This window comes from Paenibacillus sp. FSL R5-0473 (assembly GCF_038004565.1).
GTDB lineage: Bacteria > Bacillota > Bacilli > Paenibacillales > Paenibacillaceae > Paenibacillus > Paenibacillus amylolyticus.
This window is the reverse complement of the sequence record NZ_JBBORL010000001.1, coordinates 2880877-2903098: the sequence shown is the minus strand read 5'-3', so window position 1 is coordinate 2903098 and position 22222 is coordinate 2880877. Positions and strand designations below refer to the sequence as shown.

Here is a 22222-nt window from a genome sequence, read left to right as displayed (position 1 = left end):
AGGAATGAGATAACATGTCGGAGAATCAACGGATTGCCCAGGAAGTCATTCATGCCATCGGGGGCAAAGAGAATATCGCATCATTTGCACATTGTGCAACTCGTCTTCGCATCATGGTGAAAGATAAAGAAAAGATTGATCAGAAAACGGTCGAGAATATCGAGAAGGTGAAAGGTGCTTTTTTCAACTCAGGTCAATATCAGATTATCTTTGGTACGGGAACAGTGAATCGAATCTTTGAAGAGGTTGAGAAGCTGGGCATCGAAGGAACGTCCAAGGAAGATGTGAAGAGTCAGGGGAAAAAAGAAGGAAATGCTGTTCAACGGGCTATCCGCACGTTTGGTGACGTATTTGTACCCATCATTCCCGTACTGGTAGCTACAGGACTGTTCATGGGATTGCGCGGATTACTTACCCAGAATGAAATTCTGGCGTTATTCGGTGCAACACCGGATGATATCTCGGCCAATTTCCTGTTGTTCACTCAAATCCTGACGGATACGGCATTTGCATTTCTACCTGCACTTGTAGCGTGGTCCGCATTCCGCGTATTTGGCGGAAGTCCAGTACTTGGTATCGTACTGGGGCTAATGCTGGTCAATCCTGCATTACCCAATGCTTACGCGGTGGCAGATGGATCAGCACAGCCGCTGCATATGTTCGGTTTTATACCTGTCGTGGGTTATCAAGGTTCGGTTCTGCCTGCGTTCTTTGTAGGTTTGATTGGAGCCAAGTTTGAGAAGGTACTAAGAAGACGGGTACCCGAGGCACTGGATTTAATTCTGACTCCTTTTATAACGTTAACGGTTATGATCACACTTGGATTATTCGCGATTGGTCCCGTATTCCATTCCCTAGAAGAGTGGGTGCTGCATGGAACAACTGCCGTATTGGATCTTCCGTTTGGCATTGCAGGTATTATCATTGGATTCTTCCATCAGATTATTGTCGTTACCGGTGTACATCACATCTTTAATTTCCTGGAGATTCAGCTACTGGAGAAAACGGGATTCAATCCGTTCAACGCCATCATTACCTGTGCCATGGCAGCACAAGGAGCGGCTTGTCTCGCAGTCGGTCTGAAGACCAAAAATATGAAACTCAAAGCACTCGCATTACCTTCTTCCTTGTCCGCATTTCTGGGCATTACGGAGCCAGCGATCTTCGGAGTTAACTTGCGTTATATGAAACCATTTATTATGGGACTGGTTGGTGGTGGTGTGGGTGGTTTCATCGCTTCCCTGTTCCATCTGCAAGGTACGGGCATGGCTGTAACGGTTATTCCCGGTACACTGCTCTATCTGAACAGCCAACTGCCGTTGTATATCTTGTCCAACGTAGTTGCCATGGCGATTGCATTTGCACTTACCTGGTTCTTCGGCTATAAGGACCAACCAGTTGCAGAGGAGTCGCTGAGCCATGAGAACAGTGGAGTAACATCAACTGAAGTTAAAGCAGAGGAATCTAATCCGCGTATTAATTCAGTTACCGAAGCCGTTACAAGCAATCGTCCTAAGGTAGATTTTCTCGAAATCGCTTCGCCAATGAACGGTACCGTCGTTGCTCTGGAGCAGGTTCCTGACCCGGCGTTCTCGGAAAAACACATGGGTGAGGGCATTGCCATTGAACCATCAGAAGGAAAAGTGTACGCACCGTTTGATGGTGTCATCGCACATGTCATGAACAAGAGTAAACATGCGGTGATTCTGGAGCATGAGACGGGTGTACAGATGTTGGTTCATATCGGAATTAATACGGTTGGACTAAAAGGAAACGGTTTTACCGCACATGTGAATAGCGGAGATCGTGTAACTGCAGGTCAATTGTTGATTGAATTTGACATGGATGTCATTCAGGCTGCGGGTCTGCCAGTGATTACACCTGTGCTGATTCCGAGCGGGAATGAAACGATAGCAACTGTTACAGAAACCTCAACCGGTCGTGTGCAAGCCAATGGGGAAACGGTGCTGGTAGTGAAATTCAAAGAACCTCAATAAGTGATCGTTTGAAATAGAAATGTACTGGAACATGGATGTAGAGAAATACAAATCATACAAGGCAAAGGAACTGATGTATCATCAGGTTTCCTTTGTCTTTTTGTATTACTTTTAGCCAAAGTATGTTTGCTTTGAATCTGTGCATGTAAGCGATTAAAAAGAGATATATCTTCGATTAAGGCTCGGTTAATCAGATTTTTTTAATCGCTTATGATTAACGGAGATATAAGGAGATCCAGAGCGTAAAGGGCAGATTAGACAGGATATAAAGAGGAATATGGTCTGGAATCAATCAGGAAGGTTCTGAATCGGATACGGTTCAATTGCGGAAAGGCAGACAGAGGACTATGATTCGCACATAACGTACTTGAGATGATATATGCAGGATCTGATGTGAAGGCGAGGTAGACAGCAATGGATGAAGCAATGATTGTTGTATCAGCAGGACACAGTGTAGCGGGGATGAATTTTGTAGATTTATTACTGAAAAAGGGACTAGCCTTCGTTGTGCTTGTACACAGTGAAGAGGAACGGGAGCAACTTCAAACCCTTGGAGCATTTCCTGTGCGTTATATTCAAGAAACGGAAGGGATGCAACAGACTCGACCCGAATATATGGTCACCAATGCATTTGTGTTCGAGAATAATCTGCCTCAGTGTTGCCAGGATATCCAGTTGTGTCACAGCTGGTATCCGCAACATCTCTATGTCGTTTCCAGTAACAAGGCTCCAGTTGGTCTGGTATATAAAGGGCTTGGTGCGACGTATGTCATTCATAGCCAGAGTGGGAATGTTTCGTTTTTATTGTGAACGGTCATTCATAATGGATGTGGAAGGAATATCTGATTAAAAGGAAAAACGTTCTGTTCGAACCGATGGCTCTGGACAGAACGTTTTCGTGATTACCACAGGTATAGATCAAGTGGGGAATCCTTATAACTATTATGAAGTTACGCCAACAACGCTGGTTCCATTTTTCGTGATTTTGTACGTCAGCACATCTCCATTCCAGAAATGGAACTTAAGCGTGACTTCGCCATCATTGGTTTCATTGAAGAAGTTAGGTTTCAGCTCAATCACATTACGTTCGTAATCTGGGCTAAATGTGTAGGAGAATTCTTTGAACGAAGTCCAGTTCTGTGGACCAGCGTTTTCTCCGTTTGCATATGTTGCTTCCATCGTGGCCAGTTGGTTCCCGTTAAACGTAGTCGGAATGGCAAATGCACTGGTTGTACCAGTTGCATCGTTCAACTTAGGTGTGTCATATTTAATGATATTGAAGTTCCAGTCAGCACCTTCATTGAATCCAGCCGTGAGTGTGGCATTTACGCCCAAATCACCAGAGGTTGTCAATTTGGTTAACAGATTGGATTTTAACGTAAGCACATCTTTTTTGATCGTATAGTCTTTACCTCTGACAAGAGGGGTAGTGCCATTTTTCAACGAATTGAATTTGTTCCCATTCAGATTGAGTTTTACCTTCTTATCTTGAATGGCTTCATTTTGTTTAAGATATACGAGATCCGTTTCGGCTGTGGATGAGCGACCTGTCCAGCTGGCTTTCATGGTATCAAATAATTCCTGATCAGACCAAGTAAAGCTTGTGCGACCGAAGTGTTGTCCGTTATCCCACAACATCGTTGTCATCTGTTTTTGACGTAGATATTGTCCAACAAATTCGAAGAATTTCAGCTTTTCGCCTTGTTCAATGACACCTGTGTGTTGGTCAAAACCAAGCAAGCCATACTCACCAACGATAACCGGAATGCCTTTCGCTGTAAAAGCATTGTATACCCGATCAAAAGTGTCGGTAACGTCCTTCTGTACTTCCTCGTTATACTTGGTGTAACCTGCGATGTTCACACTGAATGGCCAGAACCCGTAGTAGTGAACGGTTGCAATAATATTGGTGTCATTCAATTTCTGAATGGTCTTATTCAGTTCATCCAGATCAGGTTGAGCGGAAGAGGTATGCATCGTTGGAAGCACAAGTGGACGTGTCTCGTTGTTTCCACCCGAAGTTCTTACGATCTTGTGAAAAGAAGTATTCAACTCGTCCAGCATGCGGTATCCAATCGCTGCATCTGTTGTGCCGCCTTCGGAGAAACGTGGTTCGTTAACACTTTCAAACATAAGCTTATCGGATGAATCCTTGAATTTGTCCGCAATCTGAGTCCAGGCAGCGTTGTAACGTGCAAGCACATTGTCATGGTCTTTCTCCATGTAACTGATCCAGCGCCAGGAATCATGGTGAAGATTGATCATGACGTAGAGATCCGCATCAAGGGCCCAGTTTACCACTTCTTGAACCCGATTCATGTAAGCGGAATCAATTGTGTAGTCGGGTGCGTCACCGATGTGGGCTTCCCAGGTTACAGGAATACGGATACTGTTGTAGCCTTCAGCTGCGATCGACTGAATTAGTTCCTTCGTAATACGTGGGTTGCCCCAGGCAGTTTCATCTTCACCAACGGCGTCCAGAGAGTTACCCAGATTCCAGCCAGGCTCCATGGCGTTTACGTAGGTCTGCATTTTGCTTGGAGCGGCTGAGGTATTGGCCTGTTCGCTGTTGTCAGTTGCAGCTGAAGCCATAGCCGAGGAGAATAGAGATAGAATCAGGGCAGTCAAGAGCGTAAGAGATAAGACTGATTTGCGGTTTTTTTTCATTAATATAGTCTCCTTCGAATAGAGAATGGTTGAACATGAATAGCGGTTAAGCAGGGTGGAAATAGAGCTCAACGCAAACAAAAGTTCACTTGTCTAATGCTGGAATCACCACCGATTTATGTACTGAAAGCGTTTTCGTAATTTACTATATCATGATTTAATATTGGACAATACCTGCACAATTGGAATAAAAATCATGTGAAAATCAGTGATTTTGTCATATGAATAGATTGCGTAGTGAGCGTTTATTTCATTGGAAATGAAAATCATATGGTTGCTTTTGAATGATAATTAGATTTAAATACCCTGGGAGGGATCTAATATGAAACTGGATGCACATCAACATTTCTGGGAATACAATGTCGCCGAGTACGGATGGATTGGCGAAGAGATGAAAGCCATTCGTCAATCTTTTCTTCCGGAAGATCTTGAACCTTTATTGGTCCAATCCGGACTGGATGGATGTATTGCGGTACAAGCCAGACAATCACTGACAGAAACCGAGTGGCTTCTGCAGTTGGCAGATCGGCATGAATGTATCAAAGGTGTTGTCGGATGGGTGGACCTTTGTTCGGATGAAGTTCGGAATCAGCTTGAATTGTTCGCGTCCAATCCGTATCTGAAGGGTGTACGTCATGTCATACAGGATGAACCTGATCTGAAATATGTATTGAGAGAAGACTTTCAGCATGGAATTTCATTGCTTAAGGAGTATGATTTGGCCTATGATCTGTTGGTATCCAAGGAGCAACTGCCTTATGCCGTTGAATTGGTTAAGACATTTCCTGAACAGCGATTTGTCCTTGATCATCTAGCCAAACCCGACATAAAATCAGGTATACTCTCACCGTGGAAAGAAGCGCTTGAGTCATTGGCCGCACAACCAAATGCGTACTGTAAACTTTCAGGGATGGTGACGGAAGCAGACTGGGCAAATTGGACTCCAAAGGATTTTACAGCCTATCTGAATATCGCCATAGAAGCCTTTGGTGCGCAAAGGTTAATGTTCGGGTCCGACTGGCCCGTGAGCAACGTTTCAGCTACGTATTCTGAAGTATATGGTCTCATTATGAATCACATTAATGCCCTACCTATATTAGATCAACAGATGATTCTTGGCGGCACATGTGCTGCGTTCTATCAAATATCGTAGCGGGCAATCCGAAGCTAAACCGGTTTCAAGAAGTTGACAACTGTTCTGATTCTTGCTAAAGTTTTATCCAATCCGCATAATCATGATCTGGGAATGTTACCGATATGGGCATAACCTGAGCTGGCTTGTTTACACGTAATCGTGTACCCAGGCTGGTTCGGGTTTTTTCTATTTTATCTTTTTAATATTCTAACGATTTGAGCGGGTAGCTGAATTACATATTTGGAAGGAGAATGATGATGACGAATTTTAAATTTCCTAAAGATTTTCTGTGGGGTGGAGCCATTGCTGCCAATCAGGCGGAGGGCGCGTATCTGGAAGATGGCAAAGGGCTGAGTATTGTTGACTTGCTGCCAACAGGAGAGAACCGCAGAAGTATTATGAAAGGCAATGTTCCAGCTTTTACGCCGCTTGCTACCGAGTTCTATCCTTCGCATGAAGCAATCGATTTTTATCACCGTTACCCTGAAGACATTGCTTTATTTGCCGAAATGGGATTCAAAGCACTGCGTGTCTCCATTGCTTGGGCACGGATTTTCCCGACAGGAGAAGATGCACAGCCAAATGAAGCCGGATTACAATTTTACGATAACCTATTTGATGAATTGTTGAAAAACGGCATTGAACCTGTGGTTACATTGGCTCACTTTGATGTGCCTGTGCATCTGATCGAGAAGTATGGCAGCTGGAGAAGTCGTGAACTGGTAACTCTTTTCGAGACATACGCTACAACGGTATTCACTCGGTACAAAGACAAGGTGAAATACTGGATGACATTTAATGAGATCAACATGCTGTTACATCTTCCGTTCCTTGGGGCGGGGCTGGCGTTTAATGAAGGGGATAACATCAAGGAAATTCAATATCAGGCTGCTCACCACCAACTGGTTGCAAGTGCACTGGCAGTCAAGGCATGTCATGAGATTATTCCTGGTGCCATGATTGGGTGTATGCTCGCCGCAGGAAGCTTCTATCCGTATACTTGTAATCCGGAAGATGTGTTCCAGGGCATGGAAAAAGATAGAGAGTCCTATTTCTTCATCGATGTGCAGTCACGTGGTGAATATCCGGGTTATGCCAAACGTTTCTTCAAAGATCACGAGTTGAACATTGTTATGCAGCCGGGTGATGCGGAAATCTTGAAGAATCATACCGTAGATTATATCGGATTCAGTTATTATTCAAGTCGTACAACCAGTACCGATCCGGAAGTTATCAAAAATATGACCAGTGGTAATGTATTTGGCTCGGTAGCCAATCCATATCTGGCGAAGTCCGAGTGGGGCTGGACGATTGATCCCAAAGGATTCCGCATTACCGCCAATCAACTACATGATCGTTATCAGAAGCCGCTGTTTGTTGTTGAGAATGGATTTGGTGCCAATGACGAGGTTACACCGGAAGGTGAAGTGGATGATGCGTACCGGATTGACTACTTGAAACGACATGTAGCTGAAATGGGTGAGGCCATTCAGGATGGCGTTAACATCATTGGTTACACCAGCTGGGGACCTATTGATATTGTAAGTGCCTCCTCAGGTGAGATGAGAAAACGTTATGGCTACATTTACGTGGATCGTAATAATGAAGGTCAAGGTGAGCTGACACGACTGAAGAAGAAGAGTTTTGAGTGGTACAAAAATGTGATCGAATCCAACGGAACAAACTTGGGTGACGCGTAGTCAAAAAGGTGAATTGGATTAGTTCAGACATCAAACAATCGGAAGGACCATAAATTCACGGAACTTCCGATTGTCCTCACATTGAAAGCGTTGACATATAGTCAGGTTCGCGCTATACTTGACGCAATTATATCGTTTCTGGGATTGTTACTACTTGAAGTAGGCAAAACCTAAGCACCAAAAAAAGCAGACCACTATGTCTTGTTTATTTTGTGATGCTTCAGGTTTTTTTTGTATGCCCAAAAGACGATGTATAACTGCCAAGAGAGTGGAACGTGACGGGGGGATTGAATTGAAAATAGCAAAGGTTATCAACAATAACGTCATTAGCATCTATCAGGCGGATGGAGCAGAGCTTGTGGTGATGGGACGTGGGATTGCCTTTAAGAAAAAGCCGGGGGATAAAGTAGACGAGACCCGCATCCAGAAAGTATTTGCATTAAAAAACAAACAAACATCCGATAATTTCAAAATGCTGCTGCGGGAAGTTCCGATGGAACTGATTGAAATTGTGGAAGAGATTATCACGTATGCGCGTGAGAATCTGGGTCGAAAGCTGAATGAGAACATCTATGTATCTCTTACAGACCATATTAACTTCGCCATCGAACGTTATCGGGAAGGCGTGGAGATCAAGAACGCATTAATGTGGGAGATCAAACAGTTGTACAAGTCCGAATTCGAACTCGGCCTGAGGACGCTGGAACAGATCAACACCCGTATGAATATTGAGCTTCCACCCGATGAAGCCGCTTTTATTGCTCTTCATATTGTTAACGCAGAGATGAACGAAGAAGTTATTACAACGATGAATATTACGAAGTTTATCCAGCAGATTATTAATATAGCGAAATATCATTTCAAAATGGAATTTGATGAGGACTCTCTCAGTTATTTTCGCTTTATCACACATCTGAAGTTCTTCTCCCAGCGTGTGCTCAGTGGTACGCATTACGACAACAACTATGATCATTTCTATGACATGATTAAGGAGAAACATCCAGATGCCGCAGCGTGTACGGAGAAAATTGAGTTGTTTGTCAAAAAGGAATACAACCATGAGTTGACCAATGAAGAAAAATTATATCTGACGGTTCATATCGAACGAGTGGTTAATCGATAATATTTAAATGTTGACAAAAATGGTTTTATTATAATAATATGTGATTAACAGGAATTGAATACGATTTAACTGGGATTGTTACTGGTTATGCAGGCAAAACCTAAGTCATGAGAAGGACAGGACCATTGTGTCCCCTTGCTCAAGGCTTAGGTTTTTTGCGTGCAAAAAAATCGGTAAGAGGCCTGTTTGAGAAAAAGTGGGGGTGCAGAGTATGAGTCAAGAGAAACTGGCCAAAGAGATTGTAGAACTGGTTGGCGGTGAGAAAAATGTGGAATCGCTGGTTCATTGTGCAACACGATTACGGTTTGTATTGAAGGACGATGCCAAGGCAGACAAAGCCAAACTTGAGAAAACAGAAGGCATCATCGCAGTCAAAGAAAATGGAGGACAATTCCAGGTGGTTGTTGGTAACAAGGTGCCTGAAGTCTATAGTGCCATTGGACAGATCAGTAACATTCTGGACGATTCGACTGATAAAGAAAAACCTCGCAAAGCAGCCAAAGGGCTCGGGGGGATTATCGATATCATATCCAGCATCTTTGCACCACTTCTGGGTGTTATGGCGGGAGCCGGTATTCTAAAAGGGTTATTGTTGATTGCGAGCAATATTGGATGGCTGGAAACGACAGAAACAACATATACGATCTTGTATGCAGCAGCAGATAGTCTCTTCTATTTCCTTCCTCTGTTGTTAGCGGTTACAACAGCACGTAAATTCCAGGGAAATATGTTTGTCGCGATGACGATTGCAGGAGCACTGATCTATCCGTCCATCGTCACGTTGAAATCAGAGGGAACACCAACGGATTTCTTCGGTATCCCTGTCATCTTGATGAACTATTCATCTACAGTTATTCCTATCATTTTAGCTGTCATTGTCATGAGCAAGTTGGAAAAGTTCTTTAATAAAACACTTCACGATAGTGTGAAAAACTTTGTTACGCCATTGTTTTTGCTAGTGATTATGGTACCTCTGACATTGCTTGTATTTGGACCATTTGGCGTATACGTTGGTAATGGAATTGCAGCTGGACTGGTTGCCGCATTTGGATTCAGTCCATTGCTCGCAGGAGCCGTTATGGGTGCAAGCTGGCAGCTGCTCGTTATCTTCGGAATACACTGGGGTCTGATTCCGGTATTTATCAACAACGTTGCAGTGTATGGACAGGATGGTGTTAAACCCGCTGCGACAGCTTCGATCTTTGCTCAAACGGGTGCTGCTTTTGGGGTTATGCTGAAAACCAAGAACAAAAAACTGAAAACGCTGGCTGGATCATCCACGTTGACGGCTCTGTTCGGTATTACGGAACCGGCCATCTATGGGGTAACATTACCACTGAAACGTCCATTCATTGCAGGAGTAATCGGTGGTGCAGTTGGTGGAGCTATCATTGGTCAAGCGGGCACATTGGCATTTGCATCCGGTGCACCAGGGTTGCTGACCCTGCCAATCTTCTACGGACCAGGTGGACAAGGTTTCCCAGGATTGATTCTGGGTATCGTAGTATCCTTTGTTGTTTCTGCTGTACTGACGTACATCATGGGCTTCAAAGATCCGGTTGAAGAAGAAACAAAAACCGAATCTACGACATCCGCTCAGCAATCTGTTCGTGCAACAAATGCTTCAGACGAAAATGTATTTAGCCCAATCGAAGGAACGATTGTTGAATTGTCAGAAGTTCCAGATCCGGCCTTTGCATCGGGAGCAATGGGTAAAGGGATTGCGATTGAGCCAACTGTGGGAAGAGTTGTAGCGCCTTTTGACGGTACTGTTACCGTTGCATTCAAGAAAAAACATGCCTTGGCTGTAGTATCAGACACCGGTGCTGAAATATTGGTTCACGTGGGGGTTGATACCGTTAAATTGGATGGGCAGCATTTTGTTTCCCATATCAAAGAAGGCGATCGGGTCCAAGCGGGAGATCTGTTGCTTGAATTCGATATTACACAGATTAAGGCTGCTGGTTATCACACGGTAACGCCGATTATCGTAACGAATTCCGCCAACTACGAAGAAGTGATTCCGCAGGCTACAGGTCAGATTAGTAGCCAAGAGCTTCTATTAAAATTAAGTAGCGGTAATGGTCAAAAGTAGATTGATGTACTATTCCGATGGTGTCGTGTTTTCAAGGTTCCGTTGACATGGTGGAATTGGAAAATTATAATTAGAATTGTACATCTATACATGATAATGAAAGGTGGATTAATGAACATGACACATGCGATGAGACTGCGCTTCCTTCCTTTGAATCGGTAATTGAATACGTTCAAAGGCTCTGACTATTGGTTCAGAGTAAACGGGATCAGTCTGTCATTTTCAATCATCCTGACCTTAAAATAAGTGTTATACTCGCTTTCCCGTTTACGTTGAATCACAGGCCGTGGCCTGTGATTCTTTGTTTTCCTTCTGATTATCTATATCAGTTAAATAATTAGGTAAAGGCGCTCAATACAGACTACTGGAGGTAACCGCTATGATGACGTTACTGTTCTATTGATACGAGCTGGCACGATAAGCTCGTATCGATAGAAGCGTGCTTCGCTATCGATACGAAATAAATCTTATTTCGGAGGTAGCGAATATGGAAAAGATATGTTTTGAATTAGAACAGGTTGAGATGACCTATATGGATAAAGTAATACTGAACATTGAGCGACTGGCTGTGCATCAACTGGATCGCATTGGTGTAGTGGGTGGTAATGGTCAGGGTAAAAGTACATTGTTGAAACTCATTGCGGGACAGATCCAGCCAACAGTCGGAAAGGTAAAACGTTTTGCAGAGTTTGGTTATTTGGAACAAGTGGAACCGCCCCAGTCTAACGAAAGTATCGAAGTTGACGGGGCTTTACTCAGTAAATTAGCGATACCTCAACACGATCAGCCATGGAGTGGTGGAGAACAGACCCGTCTAAAACTGGCTCAAATGTTCACTCATTATCATGAAGTACTGTTACTGGATGAACCAACGACACACCTGGATCAAGCGGGCATTACATTTTTGCTGGATGAATTGCGTTATTATTATGGAGCGCTTGTGCTGATCAGTCATGATCGTGCGGTTCTGGATGAACTGGTGACCACGATCTGGGAAATCCATCAAGGTGAGGTTCGCGTATTTTCCGGCAACTATAGTGATTATCAGGCACAGAAGAGGCTGGAGCGTGAACAACAAAACCAGGCCCATGAGCAGTTTTCCAAGGAGAAAAGACGATTGGAGCTGGCCGCCCGTGAAAAAATGAAGAAAGCCGAGAAAATAACGCAGGCCGGAAGCATGTCCAAAAAAGAATCCAAGGCAAAAACAAACCGTATGGTTGAAACCAAATCCAAAGGCACCAGTCAAAAAGCGGTCCACCGCGCAGCCAAAGCGATTGAACAGCGTATGCAACAACTTCACGAGGTACAAGCGGTGCAAGAGGATCGGCCTATGATCTTCCGTCAGCCAAAGACACTGGAGCTGCACAATCGATTTCCGATTATGGCAGATCGCCTTACACTTGAGGTGGATGGAAACATATTGTTGGAGGATGTAAGTTTTCAAATTCCATTAAAACAAAAAATAGCGATAACCGGAGCCAATGGCAGTGGGAAAAGTACATTGCTTAACCATGTTTTCCATGCTGGGGATCACATCACAATGTCTCCAAAAGCAAAGCTCGGTTATTTTCAGCAAATGAGCTATCGTTTTACGACAAAAGAGACCGTATTACAATTCCTGAAAAATCGTTCGGAATATGAGAAATCTGAGCTGAGAAGTGCGTTGCATGCGATGCAGTTTACAGGTAATGACTTGCTGAAGAATGTTGGGACATTAAGCGGAGGAGAAGCGATTCGTCTTCAATTATGTCACTTGTTTCTTGGACAATATAACATTCTATTGTTGGATGAGCCGACGAACTTTCTTGATATGCATGCATTGGAAGCGTTGGAGCATTTTATTAAGGCCTATGAAGGAACGATTCTGTATGTATCTCATGATCAGAGGTTTATTGAAAATACAGCGGATCAACAATTTCAGATTACAGAGCGTCAGTTAATTCAGGTGAATATATAAGTTGAACTAAAGAAGATTTACACGGATCACTCCGATGACAGAACAATCTTAGAGGAAGAGAAGTAACGAAAACCGCCAAAGTGATTTTGGCGGTTTTTGTTTTAGAATATGAAGGCTTGTGATCTAATAGGATATGTAGCTTCTATTAAGAATCCGCCTTTATAATCGTGGAATGCATGTTACCTGTGAGGCGTTGAGGTGGGAAAACCATGCGCACGGGCGCAATGATGATGGCAGCAAATGCAGCCTTGATCAAATCCCCAATTATGTAAGGATAAAACCCTTGAATCATGGCCTCAGGTATGTCCATTTTGTAAGCATAGGCAAGCCAAGGGACCCCCGAGACATACACAAGCAGTGAACCAAATAGTTCAAATACAGCAAAAGCGAGAATGAATCCTGTTACACCTTTGATGTTGATTCGTGCAAGCAGCAGTCCAATCAATAAAGCGGAGAACGGCCACATCATCACATATCCTCCGGTAGGTCCAAACAGTACCGCAAGTCCTCCGGTACCATGCAGCAAGGGGAAACCAAGAGCGGTGAGCAGAACAACCATCGTGACACTTAGAAAACCGTAGAGTGGACCAAGTAATCCTCCGGCTAGCATTACAGCCAAGGTCTGTAATGTTATCGGTACTGGGGAGAAGCCAATGGGAATGCTTATGTAACCAAAAAGTACTAAAATTGCGGCCATAAGTGCGCTGAATACAATGCCTCGCAAAGATAATTTCATGTTTGAACAATCCTCTCCATTTTGGTAATATGATTGTTAACCAATTATATAAATGTGGTTAACGATTAGGATCGTACCACATAACAATAGAAAGGGAAAGGACTAATTTACGATGCAAGGCAACCTGCCTATAATTACATTAGAAGATGTTCGAGTGCATTATGCTTCCGAAGGTAGTCAGGTGAGAAAAGCACTGGATGGGGTCTCACTTACGCTGCACCAAGGAGAATGGATTAGTATTGTAGGGGCGAATGGCAGTGGAAAAAGCACACTCGCTGGACTACTGATTGGATTCATTCCACTATCTGGAGGGGTACGGGATATCTCGGATGAACTTACCGTTCGGGGTGTACTGCAGCAACCGGATGCACAGGTACTAGGCGATACGATTGAAGAGGAGTTTCATTTTGCGCTGTCACCATTGATGGAATCTGTAGAAGAGCAATTGGAGCGCAGGCAGGATGCATTACATACCGTAGGACTTCAATATCCCCCGGAGAAGGCGGTCTCACAATTATCCGGTGGACAGAAACAACTGCTTAATATTGCTGTAGCGCTCGCAGCCAAACCGGATATACTGATTCTGGATGAGCCAACAGCCATGCTTGATCCGGGAGCAAGAGACCGTATCGAGGCCATCGTTCAGAAGATTACCCAGCGGGGGACAACGGTGATCTGGATTACACACCATCTGGAGGAAGCAACCCTGTGTGATCGAATCATTGCTATGGAGAGGGGACGTTGTGTGTACAACGGGGCGCCTGAGTCCTTTTTCTATGAAACAGAGTTGAATGAGAAGGCTACTTGGGAAAATGTACAGCTCTCTCCCTGTGAACGGTTAGGGTTGGACCCTCCTTTTACTGTAAAAACTGCGTTATTGCTCAAGCAAAAAGGTATGATGCCAGAAGCCATGCCACTGCGACCCGAGCAACTGGCTAAGGAGGTCGCACGTTGGAGATTGAGCTGACCGATATACGTATAGAAGCATCAGAATCGGGCAAACGTGCCCTGCTTGAAGATGTGAGTGTACAGTTGAACAGTGGGGAAATCACCTTGTTGCTGGGCTGTACGGGTTCAGGAAAAACGACTTTACTACAGACGTTGGCTGGTCTAAGACCGCCCGATGCAGGAAGTATCACATTGGATGACACTCCTTTCTGGAAAGAAGGAAAAGTGCCGCAGTCGATTTTATTGCAAACGGGACTATTGTTTCAATTTCCGGAACAACAACTGTTTGCCCGAAGTATTCAGCGTGAATTCTCATATTCTCTGCGTCCCTATCGACTTTCAGAGAAACAGCAACAAGAGCAGATCACAAAAGCACTGAACCAATGGGACCCGCCAGTATCCTCGGAGTTGGGCCGACGTTTTCATCTGGACAGGTCGCCATTTGCTCTAAGTGGGGGAGAGAAGCGCAGGCTTGGACTTGCTCTCGGAAGTGTGACCAATCCACACTGGCTTCTGCTGGATGAGCCGAGCGCAGGGTTGGAAGCACAAAGTGTCGGGCTTCTGCTGGATGTATTGGAGCAACATCGTCTGGCAGGTGGTGGGGGTGTGGTAGCGACCCATGATCTGGATACATTTTTGCCTTGTGCGGATCGAGTATTGTTGTTGCAGGAAGGCCGTCTAATTGCCGATCTTACGCCGAGAGAACTTCACAAAAGACCTGAACTGCTGGAGCAGACAGGGATTGGACTGCCACCATCGATGAGACTGGCACAGCAGTTTAGAGCAGCGGGTCTAGAGCTGCCTTTGACCGCGATGACGCCAGAGGAGATGGCTGAAAGTATTGTTCAATCCAAGTCAGTTGAGTTACAGATTCAAACCGAATCGAAAGAAACATCAGGTACGGTAACGATGGAACTCAAGAGCGATGTAATGAAGTATGAAAAAAAAGCACAGAAGCTGTCGTCCGTTGAAACTGAAGATGATCCAAAGCTTCTTCCGAACACCTTGACTCATTCAGGCGGATTATATGGCGTTATGGACCCGCGTCTGAAATGGATTTTGTATATCTTGCTGGTCACCGCAGCTATGCTTCAACAGCGATGGCTGGGATTGACTTTAACACTGGTGCCGGTAGTAGTAGCACTTGCCGTGCTCCCGCGTCAGACTTTGGCTGGATGTATGAAGTTAATGAAGCCATTATTATTCTTTTTCATCATCTCAACGGCGTTATCTGGGACAACTCTTTCAACAGAGGGAGGAGGTCTGCACTTTGGCTTTTCCCTGATGCAGGCGGAGGGCACTTTGCTGAATGTGTATCGTTTGTTTATCGTCACATTGGCAAGCCTTTGGTTTTCGTTGACGACACCTTATGGGCGAATGGTAGAAGGGCTTAACTGGGTACTCGGTATCGGTAAAAAGATCAGGTTGCCCGTAGCTTCGTTTGCTCTTGCTGTATCGTTAATCTTTCGGTTTATCCCGATGATCTGGAGTGAGTGGCAGCGATTCTCACTGATCGTGCGGGCACGTGGAAAGGCGGCTTTAAGACCAAATACCGTTCGAATTCGTGACCTGGGTCCGATGGTCATTCCCTTGTTAATGGCACTGTTCCAACGTGCAGAGGATATGACCATTGCGATGGAAATGCGTAAAGTTAGAGAGCACTCTACGCTCGGGGGACGTTCATCGTTATTGGTATGGTCCAAACGTGATACCTGGATTAGCATGGCTGGCCTCATTGTTTTTGTACTATTAATATGGATTCGCTAATGATGATGGCGATGATTAACGTGATTAATCCGGTGATGAATAAGACGACGATGGATTAGAACCATAAACGCAGTGTTTTCCAAAGATCATGCATAAATGCGTTTGTCCTCGCTCACAATAAGTGGACGTTGGTCATCTGAAGTGGATCAGGAGGGATAAACGATGAAAGATAAGTTTTTGCGAGAAGAACGGCAAGAATATACCGATGTGTCTACGGTGGAGTCGCAGCGAAACGATATCACACTCGAAGAATTCCCGGAGGGCCCTTACGGTTCATCTTTACTATCCGAGTCTCTTGGGAAAAGTTCTCCGTGGCGGGTGGACCAGCGGTCTGCACATCGTTTTGACTATGAAAATCATGAGCTTCACGAGGGAGACGTAAGGGATTATCCAGGTCAGGATGTTTTTGACGAAACGGTTCCGGATAACGTGTCCAAGCCTCAATATACGGAAGAATCGTAAAGGGATTTTGATATAAATTAGAGCGTAGCCTCCGACAGGTTTTATCCTGTTCGGGGGTTATTTTCGTTGTGTTTAATGAAAAAAAATCTCCTCCAATTCCACATTATGGGTTATTATATTTGTAGCTCGAAGTAAAAATTTGGTTGAATGTACGGGGGGACTTGGAATGAGAGAGATCGATTATAGTCAATATTTCTGGCAGGATGACAAGGTTAGATTACGCGCTTTGCGTGAGGAAGATTGGGAAGACCATTATTATAACCGCTTTGATACACCTGCCCGTCGGTTATTGGAGTGTGCAGTAGAGTTACCGCCAACTCATGTTGAGGCTAAGAATTTCACGGAAAACTTCTCTGATTTTTCTTTAGGCAAAGGACGGATCATGTTTACAATTGTAAACATGGATGGTGAGAATGTCGGAGGTGTGAATCTGAACAGTATTGATGAGAGGAACGGTACCTTTAGCATTGGCATTCAAATTGACAGGGATCATCGAGGAAAAGGATACGGGACCAGAGCCGTACGAATTTTGCTGAAGTATGCTTTCTTCGAGCGTAGGCTCAACAAATTCAATGATTCTGTACTCCAAGGAAATGAACCTTCCGCAGCGATGATGCGAAAACTTGGATGTGTTCAGGAAGGTGTGCGTCGCCAGGTGATCTATACGGATGGAAAATACCAGGATATGATCCTCTTTGGATTAACCAAAGATGAGTTTATGGAAAAAGAGGGGCTTGTTTGAAGTAAAGCTAATAAGCTGAAATTAAGTGTGTAGTAGGAGGAACTATGAACCAACCCATACTAACCGATGAATTAATCATCGATTGCAAGGATATTTATTTGCGCGAGTATCGAATTGAAGATTTAGAGAAACTGCAAGAAATTACGTGGCAACCTGAGGTGTATGAATTCCTACCGGGATGGAACGCTACGATTGAAGACAGGACCCTGTGGCTCACCGAATATGAAATCCCTGAGAATCAGCGTTTTAAACAAGCTGTGATGGTGGGAGAGGATATCGGAGAGTTATACTTACGAATGGCTATTGTTCTCAAAGAAAATGACGAGTTTATCGGATGGTGCTGCTCAGGGATCAAGGACGAACTGCCAGCACCCAATCGGGAGATTATGTACGGTATTTCGAAACACTTCAGAAATCGTGGTTACACAACGCAGGCACTCAAAGGAATGACGGAGTATTTGTTTGAACATACAAACGTGGAAGTGTTAAATGCCATTGCAGTGTTAAATGCCATTGCTTTGACTACCAATCAAGCATCCAATAAGGTGATACAGAAATATAATTTTGAACGGGTCAGCTTGATCGAGATCGAGGATGAACCCTATATCCATTATCAACTATGTAAGCGCCAAGGTCATTTTTGATTGAACTTTTATCCTCATTGAAAATCGCTATAGGTTCAACATTTCGGATCAGGTTAGACATTTATTGCTGGCTGCCTGATCTTTTTCTGTCATTTAGTTTATTGGACAAGACTTATGTTAATAATTTTCTCCACGATAATAGCGCTCCAGTTTGTTGTCCAAATGAACAAGCTGCGCTTTTTTCTCCTCTATATCATTCAGCAACTTTTGCTTTTGATCCTCAATCAGCTTGGTTCTTTCCTTCAGCGTGGAGGTTCCTTCGTTGACCTGATCATAATATTTTTTGATGTCTTCCACACTCATCCCGGTTTCGCGAAGGCATTTGATAAAAACCAGCCAGTTCAGATCATCCTCCAAATAAAGACGGTTATTCTGCTCATTTCGTGCAGCAGGTTTCAGCAGTCCCTTTCTTTCATAAAAGCGGATCGCTCCAATGGAGATTTCAACTTTTTTTGCTACTTCTCCAATCGTTAACATGTTAATCCCCCTTTTTATAAAAATAATTTGACCTACACTAAGTGTAGCATAGTAACTTATACATTGTTAAATATAAATCAAATTATGGAAAGAAGGATTTGCATGAAAAAGACTGTTTTTGTAACCGGAGCAAATAAAGGAATTGGATATGAAATCGTAAAGCAATTGGGTGAAGCAGGTTGGAAAGTTATCCTTGGTGCACGTAGTGTTGAACGGGGGGAAGCGGCTGTTTCAGAGTTAACTTCCAGGGGGTTAGATGTAGAATTCGTACAGATCGACATGTGCGACTTGAAGAGCATTGAGCAGGCAGCCGATACAATTCACAATACTTATCCCACAATAAACCTTTTGATCAATAACGCGGGTATGCCGGGTGCTTTCTCTCATTCCTTCACGGATACAGAAGAGGAAGATCTGCGGAACGCCTTTGAAGTGAACTTTTTCGGCACCTTCCGTTTGAATCAGCGATTGTTCCCGTTAATCAAAGATAATGAAGGCACAATCATTAATGTATCAACTGACATGGCTTCTCTGGACCATATGCAAAATGCGGAATTTACTTTAAATGCCTTCGACTATAATTCATCCAAAACGGCCAACAGTGCCATGACACTATCGATGGCTTATGAAGTCAAAAACAGCAGGGCGCAAGTCTTTGCAGTAACGCCCGGATTCACATCAACAGATCTTAACGGCAATGCCGAAGGCGGTAAATCAAAAGAAGTCGGCGCTGCGATTATCGTGCGCTATGCGACGGATGGCAAACGCCATAACGGAGAATTCCTAGATGAGAATGGCGTGTACCCTTGGTAATCCACCGTTGCCAAAAGCACCAATAGATGGGGATGAATTTTAGAGTGTGTCTTCAAGCTCAGACTCAGGTAAGCCATACGATGATGGATATGAGGGGCTAAAAAGTTTTGAGGTTCATACTGGATGATCTTGACGATTGGGTAGACGATTTTCTAACGAACATAGGACGTCTTATTCGGCCTTTCTCTACGTTACTTAAATTGTAAGGAACATCAGACACGCTATTTCCCGAAATTCCCTTAGAAAAACGCAGTAAACGGCTGTTTATTCTAATATAACGTGGCTCAGATTCATTAGATCTCTGCGGACGCTCCAAATCCTTGAATAAGACGTCTCAGATTCGTTAGCCTGAAAACGCGAAAGCCCGAAACCAACTGGGCCACTACTCTACCACTCTATCAATCGGATACAAAAAGAATCCCCCCTTCATTCCTCAACCGAAATGAGAGGGGGATTCGTCATGCAATAAAAAGCCGGAATTAAAATGAAAGTAAAGCAGCGTTTGGAGAACTTGACTAGAGCTTGTGTAATGATCAAGTAGATCTTACGTAAAGCTGCGTATAGCCAACTTATAGCCTACTTGGAGGCTATGCTCAGCCTAGACATCTGCCTTAGACAGCGGCATTAAAATCATAAATTCAGTTCCCAAGCCTACCTGACTTTGTACGGTAATTTTACCACCATACGACTCCACAATCGAGCGGGTAATGGCTAGACCGAGACCCGCGCCACCTTGTTTGCGCGAACGAGAACTGCTTGTGCGGTAAAATCGTTCAAAGATATAGGGCAGATGTTCAGGTTCAATGCCTGTACCGTTATCCTTTACTGACAATTCAGCCTTATGGTGCGTGGCATACAACGTTATGGAGATGGCTCCATGCTCTGGATCGGTGTGCTGCACCGCGTTATGGAACAGATTCAGCACAACCTGTTTCAGCTTGTAAGGGTCAGCCAGTACATACACTTCAGCCGTCAGGTCAAGATGAATGGATCTTTGCTGAGCCATCATGGCGAGTTGTGATTGCATTTTGAGCAGCAGACTGTCTAGCTGAATGACCTCCCGCTCCTGCTTTGGAGCCTGATCCAGCTTGGTTAGTAACAGCAAATCTTCAACCAGCTTGTTAATTCGTACGGATTCGCCGTGCATGCTGTCCAGCGCTTTATACAATTGATCTTGATTGGTCGCTGCACCCCGCTGTAGAACTTCAATGAAGCCGTGTATGGAGGTAAGCGGGGTACGAAGTTCATGGGAAGCATCAGACAAGAAACGCTGCATCTGCTCTTTCGATTCCCGCTCCGCTGCAAACGAATTCTCCAACCTTTCAAGCATGCCATTAAATGAAACGGCGAGCTGATCCACTTCTTCTTGTCCCTGAACGACGGGAAGGCGTTCTGCGAGGCTGCCTGCGTCGATCTGCTGTACTTTATTCACCATATTGGACAGGGGAACCAGCGTCCGGCGTAATACCTTAGTGTATAGAACAAGACCGGCTACCATGGCCAACAGCGATAACATGAGGAATATCAGAAGCTGTTTAATAATCAAGTCTCTCAGTGGCTTCGTAGCCGTGCCCATCTGGACCATCGGTAAGCCTCGATTGCGTGGACCGGGTGAGGCGAATACAATCAATTGCTCATTGCCTTGGGTATCCGTAACGATCCGGTAGGGAATATGTTTTTGTTCTTTCAACTCATCTGTAATGTTCTGATATTCAGCGGTTGATAGTTGAGGGGCTTTCAGGCCATCTTCTCCAAAAACATCCTCGAACGTACCTTGGTTATCAAACAGGGCCAGTGAACGGTCCGGAATAAACAGCACCCGATTGCCAGACCCGTTTCCTGCCTGTCCACCAAAAGGATTGTTGGATGAGCCACTACGTGACTGGATTCCGAGCCAAACCGGGGGCATGGACATAAGCTGTTCTTCCATGGTTTTTGCCTGATTCCGGTAGAGAAAGCTTTCCATGATCCAGAATTGCAGAATACCGATTAACAATAGTAACCCAGCAAGCACGAACAGGGAACGTGAGAGCAATTGAGAACGCAGTGAATGAGGCCAGATCCATTGGTGAAGACGTCTTAAACGAAGTTTATTTTTCTTAGGCAGCGAGTTCATCAGAGATCCACCCTGTACCCGACACCCCGAAGCGTGCGAATGAGTTTATGCTCTTTATCCCCGAGTTTGTCGCGCAAGGAGCGAACGTAAACCTCCACAATATTTTCTTCCCCACCAAAATCATACCCCCACACCCGGCTCAGAATGGTCGCTTTGCTCAGTACAATCCCATGATTAAGCACAATAAATTTTAACAGTTCGTATTCGGTAGGAGATAATTCCAGGACCTGATTCTGATAGGTGATTTCTTTGCGCTGATCATCAATTCGGAAGGGACCGTGGGTGACGGCTCCTATTAATAAAGGAAATTGATTCCGCAGTCTGGCCTGAATCCGGGCGAGCAGCTCGTCGAAGGCAAAGGGTTTGACCATGTAATCGTCAGCACCTAACCAAAGACCCTTAACCCGATTCTCGACTTCGTCCTTCGCTGTCAGCATAATTACGCCAACCTCGGTACCGGTCTTACGCAGACGCTCGACCACTTCGAATCCATCCATCTCTGGCATCATGACATCCAGAATAGCCATATGGGGCTTGAATTCAAGCGCCAACTCAAGCGCAGCCGCTCCATCTGGTGCGGTGCGCACATCGAAGCCCTCATTGCTTAATCCAAGCTCTAGAAATTGTAAAATATGCGGTTCGTCATCAGCCAATAGTATTTTAATTCCGCTGCTAAGCTTCATAATGTGCCTTCTCTCCTTGCCTGAGCCATCTAGATTTCTCCCTCAATTGCGAGGGACTGTATGTTGTATTATCGCTTGCCAAACTGAAATTTAGCTGAAAGGATTGTGAATTATCCTCAGACAACATTCAGCGGGCACTCATCCCAGTTTTATTTTGGCA

Annotated in this window: 18 protein-coding genes; 13 read left to right on the top strand and 5 right to left on the bottom strand. The window is 44.4% G+C overall.

Going from position 1 to position 22222, the window contains the following annotated elements; translation table 11 throughout:
- Positions 1 to 14: 14 nt before the first annotated feature.
- On the top strand, positions 15 to 1997 hold the full coding sequence (locus MKY28_RS12545) for a sucrose-specific PTS transporter subunit IIBC (protein ID WP_340936088.1): 1983 nt from the start codon (positions 15 to 17) through the stop codon (positions 1995 to 1997).
- A 414-nt stretch (positions 1998 to 2411) separates the two neighbouring features.
- Positions 2412 to 2807, top strand: a complete 396-nt coding sequence (locus tag MKY28_RS12540) for a hypothetical protein (protein WP_340936087.1) — start codon at positions 2412 to 2414, stop codon at positions 2805 to 2807.
- Between the two features lie 132 nt (positions 2808 to 2939).
- Here the strand turns inward: MKY28_RS12540 and MKY28_RS12535 are convergent, their stop codons facing one another.
- Positions 2940 to 4664 (bottom strand): cellulase family glycosylhydrolase, encoded by a 1725-nt coding sequence (locus MKY28_RS12535; RefSeq protein WP_340936086.1) that lies wholly within the window; start codon positions 4662 to 4664, stop codon positions 2940 to 2942.
- Between the two features lie 322 nt (positions 4665 to 4986).
- Between MKY28_RS12535 and MKY28_RS12530 the strand changes: the two genes are divergently transcribed.
- From MKY28_RS12530 to MKY28_RS12510, 5 genes are all read left to right on the top strand, one after another.
- Positions 4987 to 5817: an amidohydrolase family protein gene (locus MKY28_RS12530; RefSeq protein ID WP_340936085.1), complete on the top strand. Its 831-nt coding sequence runs from the start codon at positions 4987 to 4989 to the stop codon at positions 5815 to 5817.
- Between the two features lie 239 nt (positions 5818 to 6056).
- A complete protein-coding gene (locus MKY28_RS12525) occupies positions 6057 to 7499 on the top strand; it encodes a 6-phospho-beta-glucosidase (RefSeq protein ID WP_036670717.1) in 1443 nt (480 codons plus the stop codon).
- 292 nt (positions 7500 to 7791) lie between these two features.
- Complete coding sequence (gene licT / locus MKY28_RS12520) at positions 7792 to 8622, top strand: BglG family transcription antiterminator LicT (protein ID WP_047842771.1); 831 nt, start codon at positions 7792 to 7794, stop codon at positions 8620 to 8622.
- A 211-nt stretch (positions 8623 to 8833) separates the two neighbouring features.
- Positions 8834 to 10717 carry a beta-glucoside-specific PTS transporter subunit IIABC gene (locus MKY28_RS12515; protein ID WP_340936084.1) on the top strand — a complete coding sequence of 628 codons (1884 nt, stop codon included), beginning with the start codon at positions 8834 to 8836 and terminating at the stop codon, positions 10715 to 10717.
- A gap of 487 nt (positions 10718 to 11204) precedes the next feature.
- The gene (locus MKY28_RS12510) at positions 11205 to 12674 is read left to right on the top strand and encodes an Msr family ABC-F type ribosomal protection protein (RefSeq protein ID WP_340936083.1); all 1470 of its coding nucleotides are present in this window, start codon (positions 11205 to 11207) and stop codon (positions 12672 to 12674) included.
- A gap of 145 nt (positions 12675 to 12819) precedes the next feature.
- Here the strand turns inward: MKY28_RS12510 and MKY28_RS12505 are convergent, their stop codons facing one another.
- Positions 12820 to 13410, bottom strand: a complete 591-nt coding sequence (locus MKY28_RS12505) for a biotin transporter BioY (protein ID WP_340936082.1) — start codon at positions 13408 to 13410, stop codon at positions 12820 to 12822.
- Positions 13411 to 13522: 112 nt separating this feature from the next.
- Here MKY28_RS12505 and MKY28_RS12500 point away from each other — a divergent pair, with 112 nt between their 5' ends.
- The 5 genes from MKY28_RS12500 to MKY28_RS12480 all read left to right on the top strand — a co-directional run bounded on the left by MKY28_RS12500 (position 13523) and on the right by MKY28_RS12480 (position 17973).
- Entirely contained in the window at positions 13523 to 14377 is an 855-nt protein-coding gene (locus MKY28_RS12500; RefSeq protein ID WP_340936081.1) for an ATP-binding cassette domain-containing protein, read from the top strand.
- Positions 14362 to 16125 (top strand): ATP-binding cassette domain-containing protein, encoded by a 1764-nt coding sequence (locus tag MKY28_RS12495; RefSeq protein ID WP_340936080.1) that lies wholly within the window; start codon positions 14362 to 14364, stop codon positions 16123 to 16125. Before MKY28_RS12500 ends, MKY28_RS12495 begins: the two co-directional genes overlap by 16 nt.
- 162 nt (positions 16126 to 16287) lie before the next feature.
- Positions 16288 to 16587, top strand: coding sequence for a hypothetical protein (locus tag MKY28_RS12490; protein ID WP_036608432.1), 300 nt, complete (start codon positions 16288 to 16290; stop codon positions 16585 to 16587).
- A gap of 166 nt (positions 16588 to 16753) precedes the next feature.
- Positions 16754 to 17329, top strand: coding sequence for a GNAT family N-acetyltransferase (locus MKY28_RS12485; RefSeq protein ID WP_340936079.1), 576 nt, complete (start codon positions 16754 to 16756; stop codon positions 17327 to 17329).
- A gap of 44 nt (positions 17330 to 17373) precedes the next feature.
- Positions 17374 to 17973: a GNAT family N-acetyltransferase gene (locus MKY28_RS12480; RefSeq protein WP_340936078.1), complete on the top strand. Its 600-nt coding sequence runs from the start codon at positions 17374 to 17376 to the stop codon at positions 17971 to 17973.
- A 117-nt stretch (positions 17974 to 18090) separates the two neighbouring features.
- Here MKY28_RS12480 and MKY28_RS12475 read toward each other — a convergent pair whose 3' ends face one another.
- A complete protein-coding gene (locus MKY28_RS12475) occupies positions 18091 to 18450 on the bottom strand; it encodes a MerR family transcriptional regulator (protein ID WP_076249478.1) in 360 nt (119 codons plus the stop codon).
- Between the two features lie 102 nt (positions 18451 to 18552).
- Between MKY28_RS12475 and MKY28_RS12470 the strand changes: the two genes are divergently transcribed.
- Positions 18553 to 19263 (top strand): SDR family NAD(P)-dependent oxidoreductase, encoded by a 711-nt coding sequence (locus tag MKY28_RS12470; RefSeq protein ID WP_340936077.1) that lies wholly within the window; start codon positions 18553 to 18555, stop codon positions 19261 to 19263.
- A 598-nt stretch (positions 19264 to 19861) separates the two neighbouring features.
- Here the strand turns inward: MKY28_RS12470 and MKY28_RS12465 are convergent.
- Positions 19862 to 21379, bottom strand: a complete 1518-nt coding sequence (locus MKY28_RS12465) for a sensor histidine kinase (protein WP_340936076.1) — start codon at positions 21377 to 21379, stop codon at positions 19862 to 19864.
- A complete protein-coding gene (locus MKY28_RS12460; protein WP_036608910.1) occupies positions 21379 to 22062 on the bottom strand; it encodes a response regulator transcription factor in 684 nt (227 codons plus the stop codon). The genes MKY28_RS12465 and MKY28_RS12460 overlap by 1 nt, the downstream gene beginning before the upstream one ends.
- Positions 22063 to 22222 lie beyond the last annotated feature (160 nt).

Excerpts from the sequence above, each read along its gene's own strand:
- MKY28_RS12530 (WP_340936085.1), top strand. The coding sequence starts at position 4,987 with ATGAAACTGGATGCACATCAACATTTCTGGGAATACAATGTCGCCGAG.
- MKY28_RS12510 (WP_340936083.1), top strand. The coding sequence starts at position 11,205 with ATGGAAAAGATATGTTTTGAATTAGAACAGGTTGAGATGACCTATATG.
- MKY28_RS12460 (WP_036608910.1), bottom strand. The coding sequence starts at position 22,062 with ATGAAGCTTAGCAGCGGAATTAAAATACTATTGGCTGATGACGAACCG.
- MKY28_RS12470 (WP_340936077.1), top strand. The coding sequence starts at position 18,553 with ATGAAAAAGACTGTTTTTGTAACCGGAGCAAATAAAGGAATTGGATAT.
- MKY28_RS12480 (WP_340936078.1), top strand. The coding sequence starts at position 17,374 with ATGAACCAACCCATACTAACCGATGAATTAATCATCGATTGCAAGGAT.
- MKY28_RS12525 (WP_036670717.1), top strand. The coding sequence starts at position 6,057 with ATGACGAATTTTAAATTTCCTAAAGATTTTCTGTGGGGTGGAGCCATT.
- MKY28_RS12515 (WP_340936084.1), top strand. The coding sequence starts at position 8,834 with ATGAGTCAAGAGAAACTGGCCAAAGAGATTGTAGAACTGGTTGGCGGT.
- MKY28_RS12540 (WP_340936087.1), top strand. The coding sequence starts at position 2,412 with ATGGATGAAGCAATGATTGTTGTATCAGCAGGACACAGTGTAGCGGGG.
- MKY28_RS12505 (WP_340936082.1), bottom strand. The coding sequence starts at position 13,410 with ATGAAATTATCTTTGCGAGGCATTGTATTCAGCGCACTTATGGCCGCA.
- MKY28_RS12545 (WP_340936088.1), top strand. The coding sequence starts at position 15 with ATGTCGGAGAATCAACGGATTGCCCAGGAAGTCATTCATGCCATCGGG.
- MKY28_RS12500 (WP_340936081.1), top strand. The coding sequence starts at position 13,523 with ATGCAAGGCAACCTGCCTATAATTACATTAGAAGATGTTCGAGTGCAT.
- MKY28_RS12490 (WP_036608432.1), top strand. The coding sequence starts at position 16,288 with ATGAAAGATAAGTTTTTGCGAGAAGAACGGCAAGAATATACCGATGTG.
- MKY28_RS12485 (WP_340936079.1), top strand. The coding sequence starts at position 16,754 with ATGAGAGAGATCGATTATAGTCAATATTTCTGGCAGGATGACAAGGTT.
- MKY28_RS12535 (WP_340936086.1), bottom strand. The coding sequence starts at position 4,664 with ATGAAAAAAAACCGCAAATCAGTCTTATCTCTTACGCTCTTGACTGCC.
- MKY28_RS12475 (WP_076249478.1), bottom strand. The coding sequence starts at position 18,450 with ATGTTAACGATTGGAGAAGTAGCAAAAAAAGTTGAAATCTCCATTGGA.
- MKY28_RS12465 (WP_340936076.1), bottom strand. The coding sequence starts at position 21,379 with ATGAACTCGCTGCCTAAGAAAAATAAACTTCGTTTAAGACGTCTTCAC.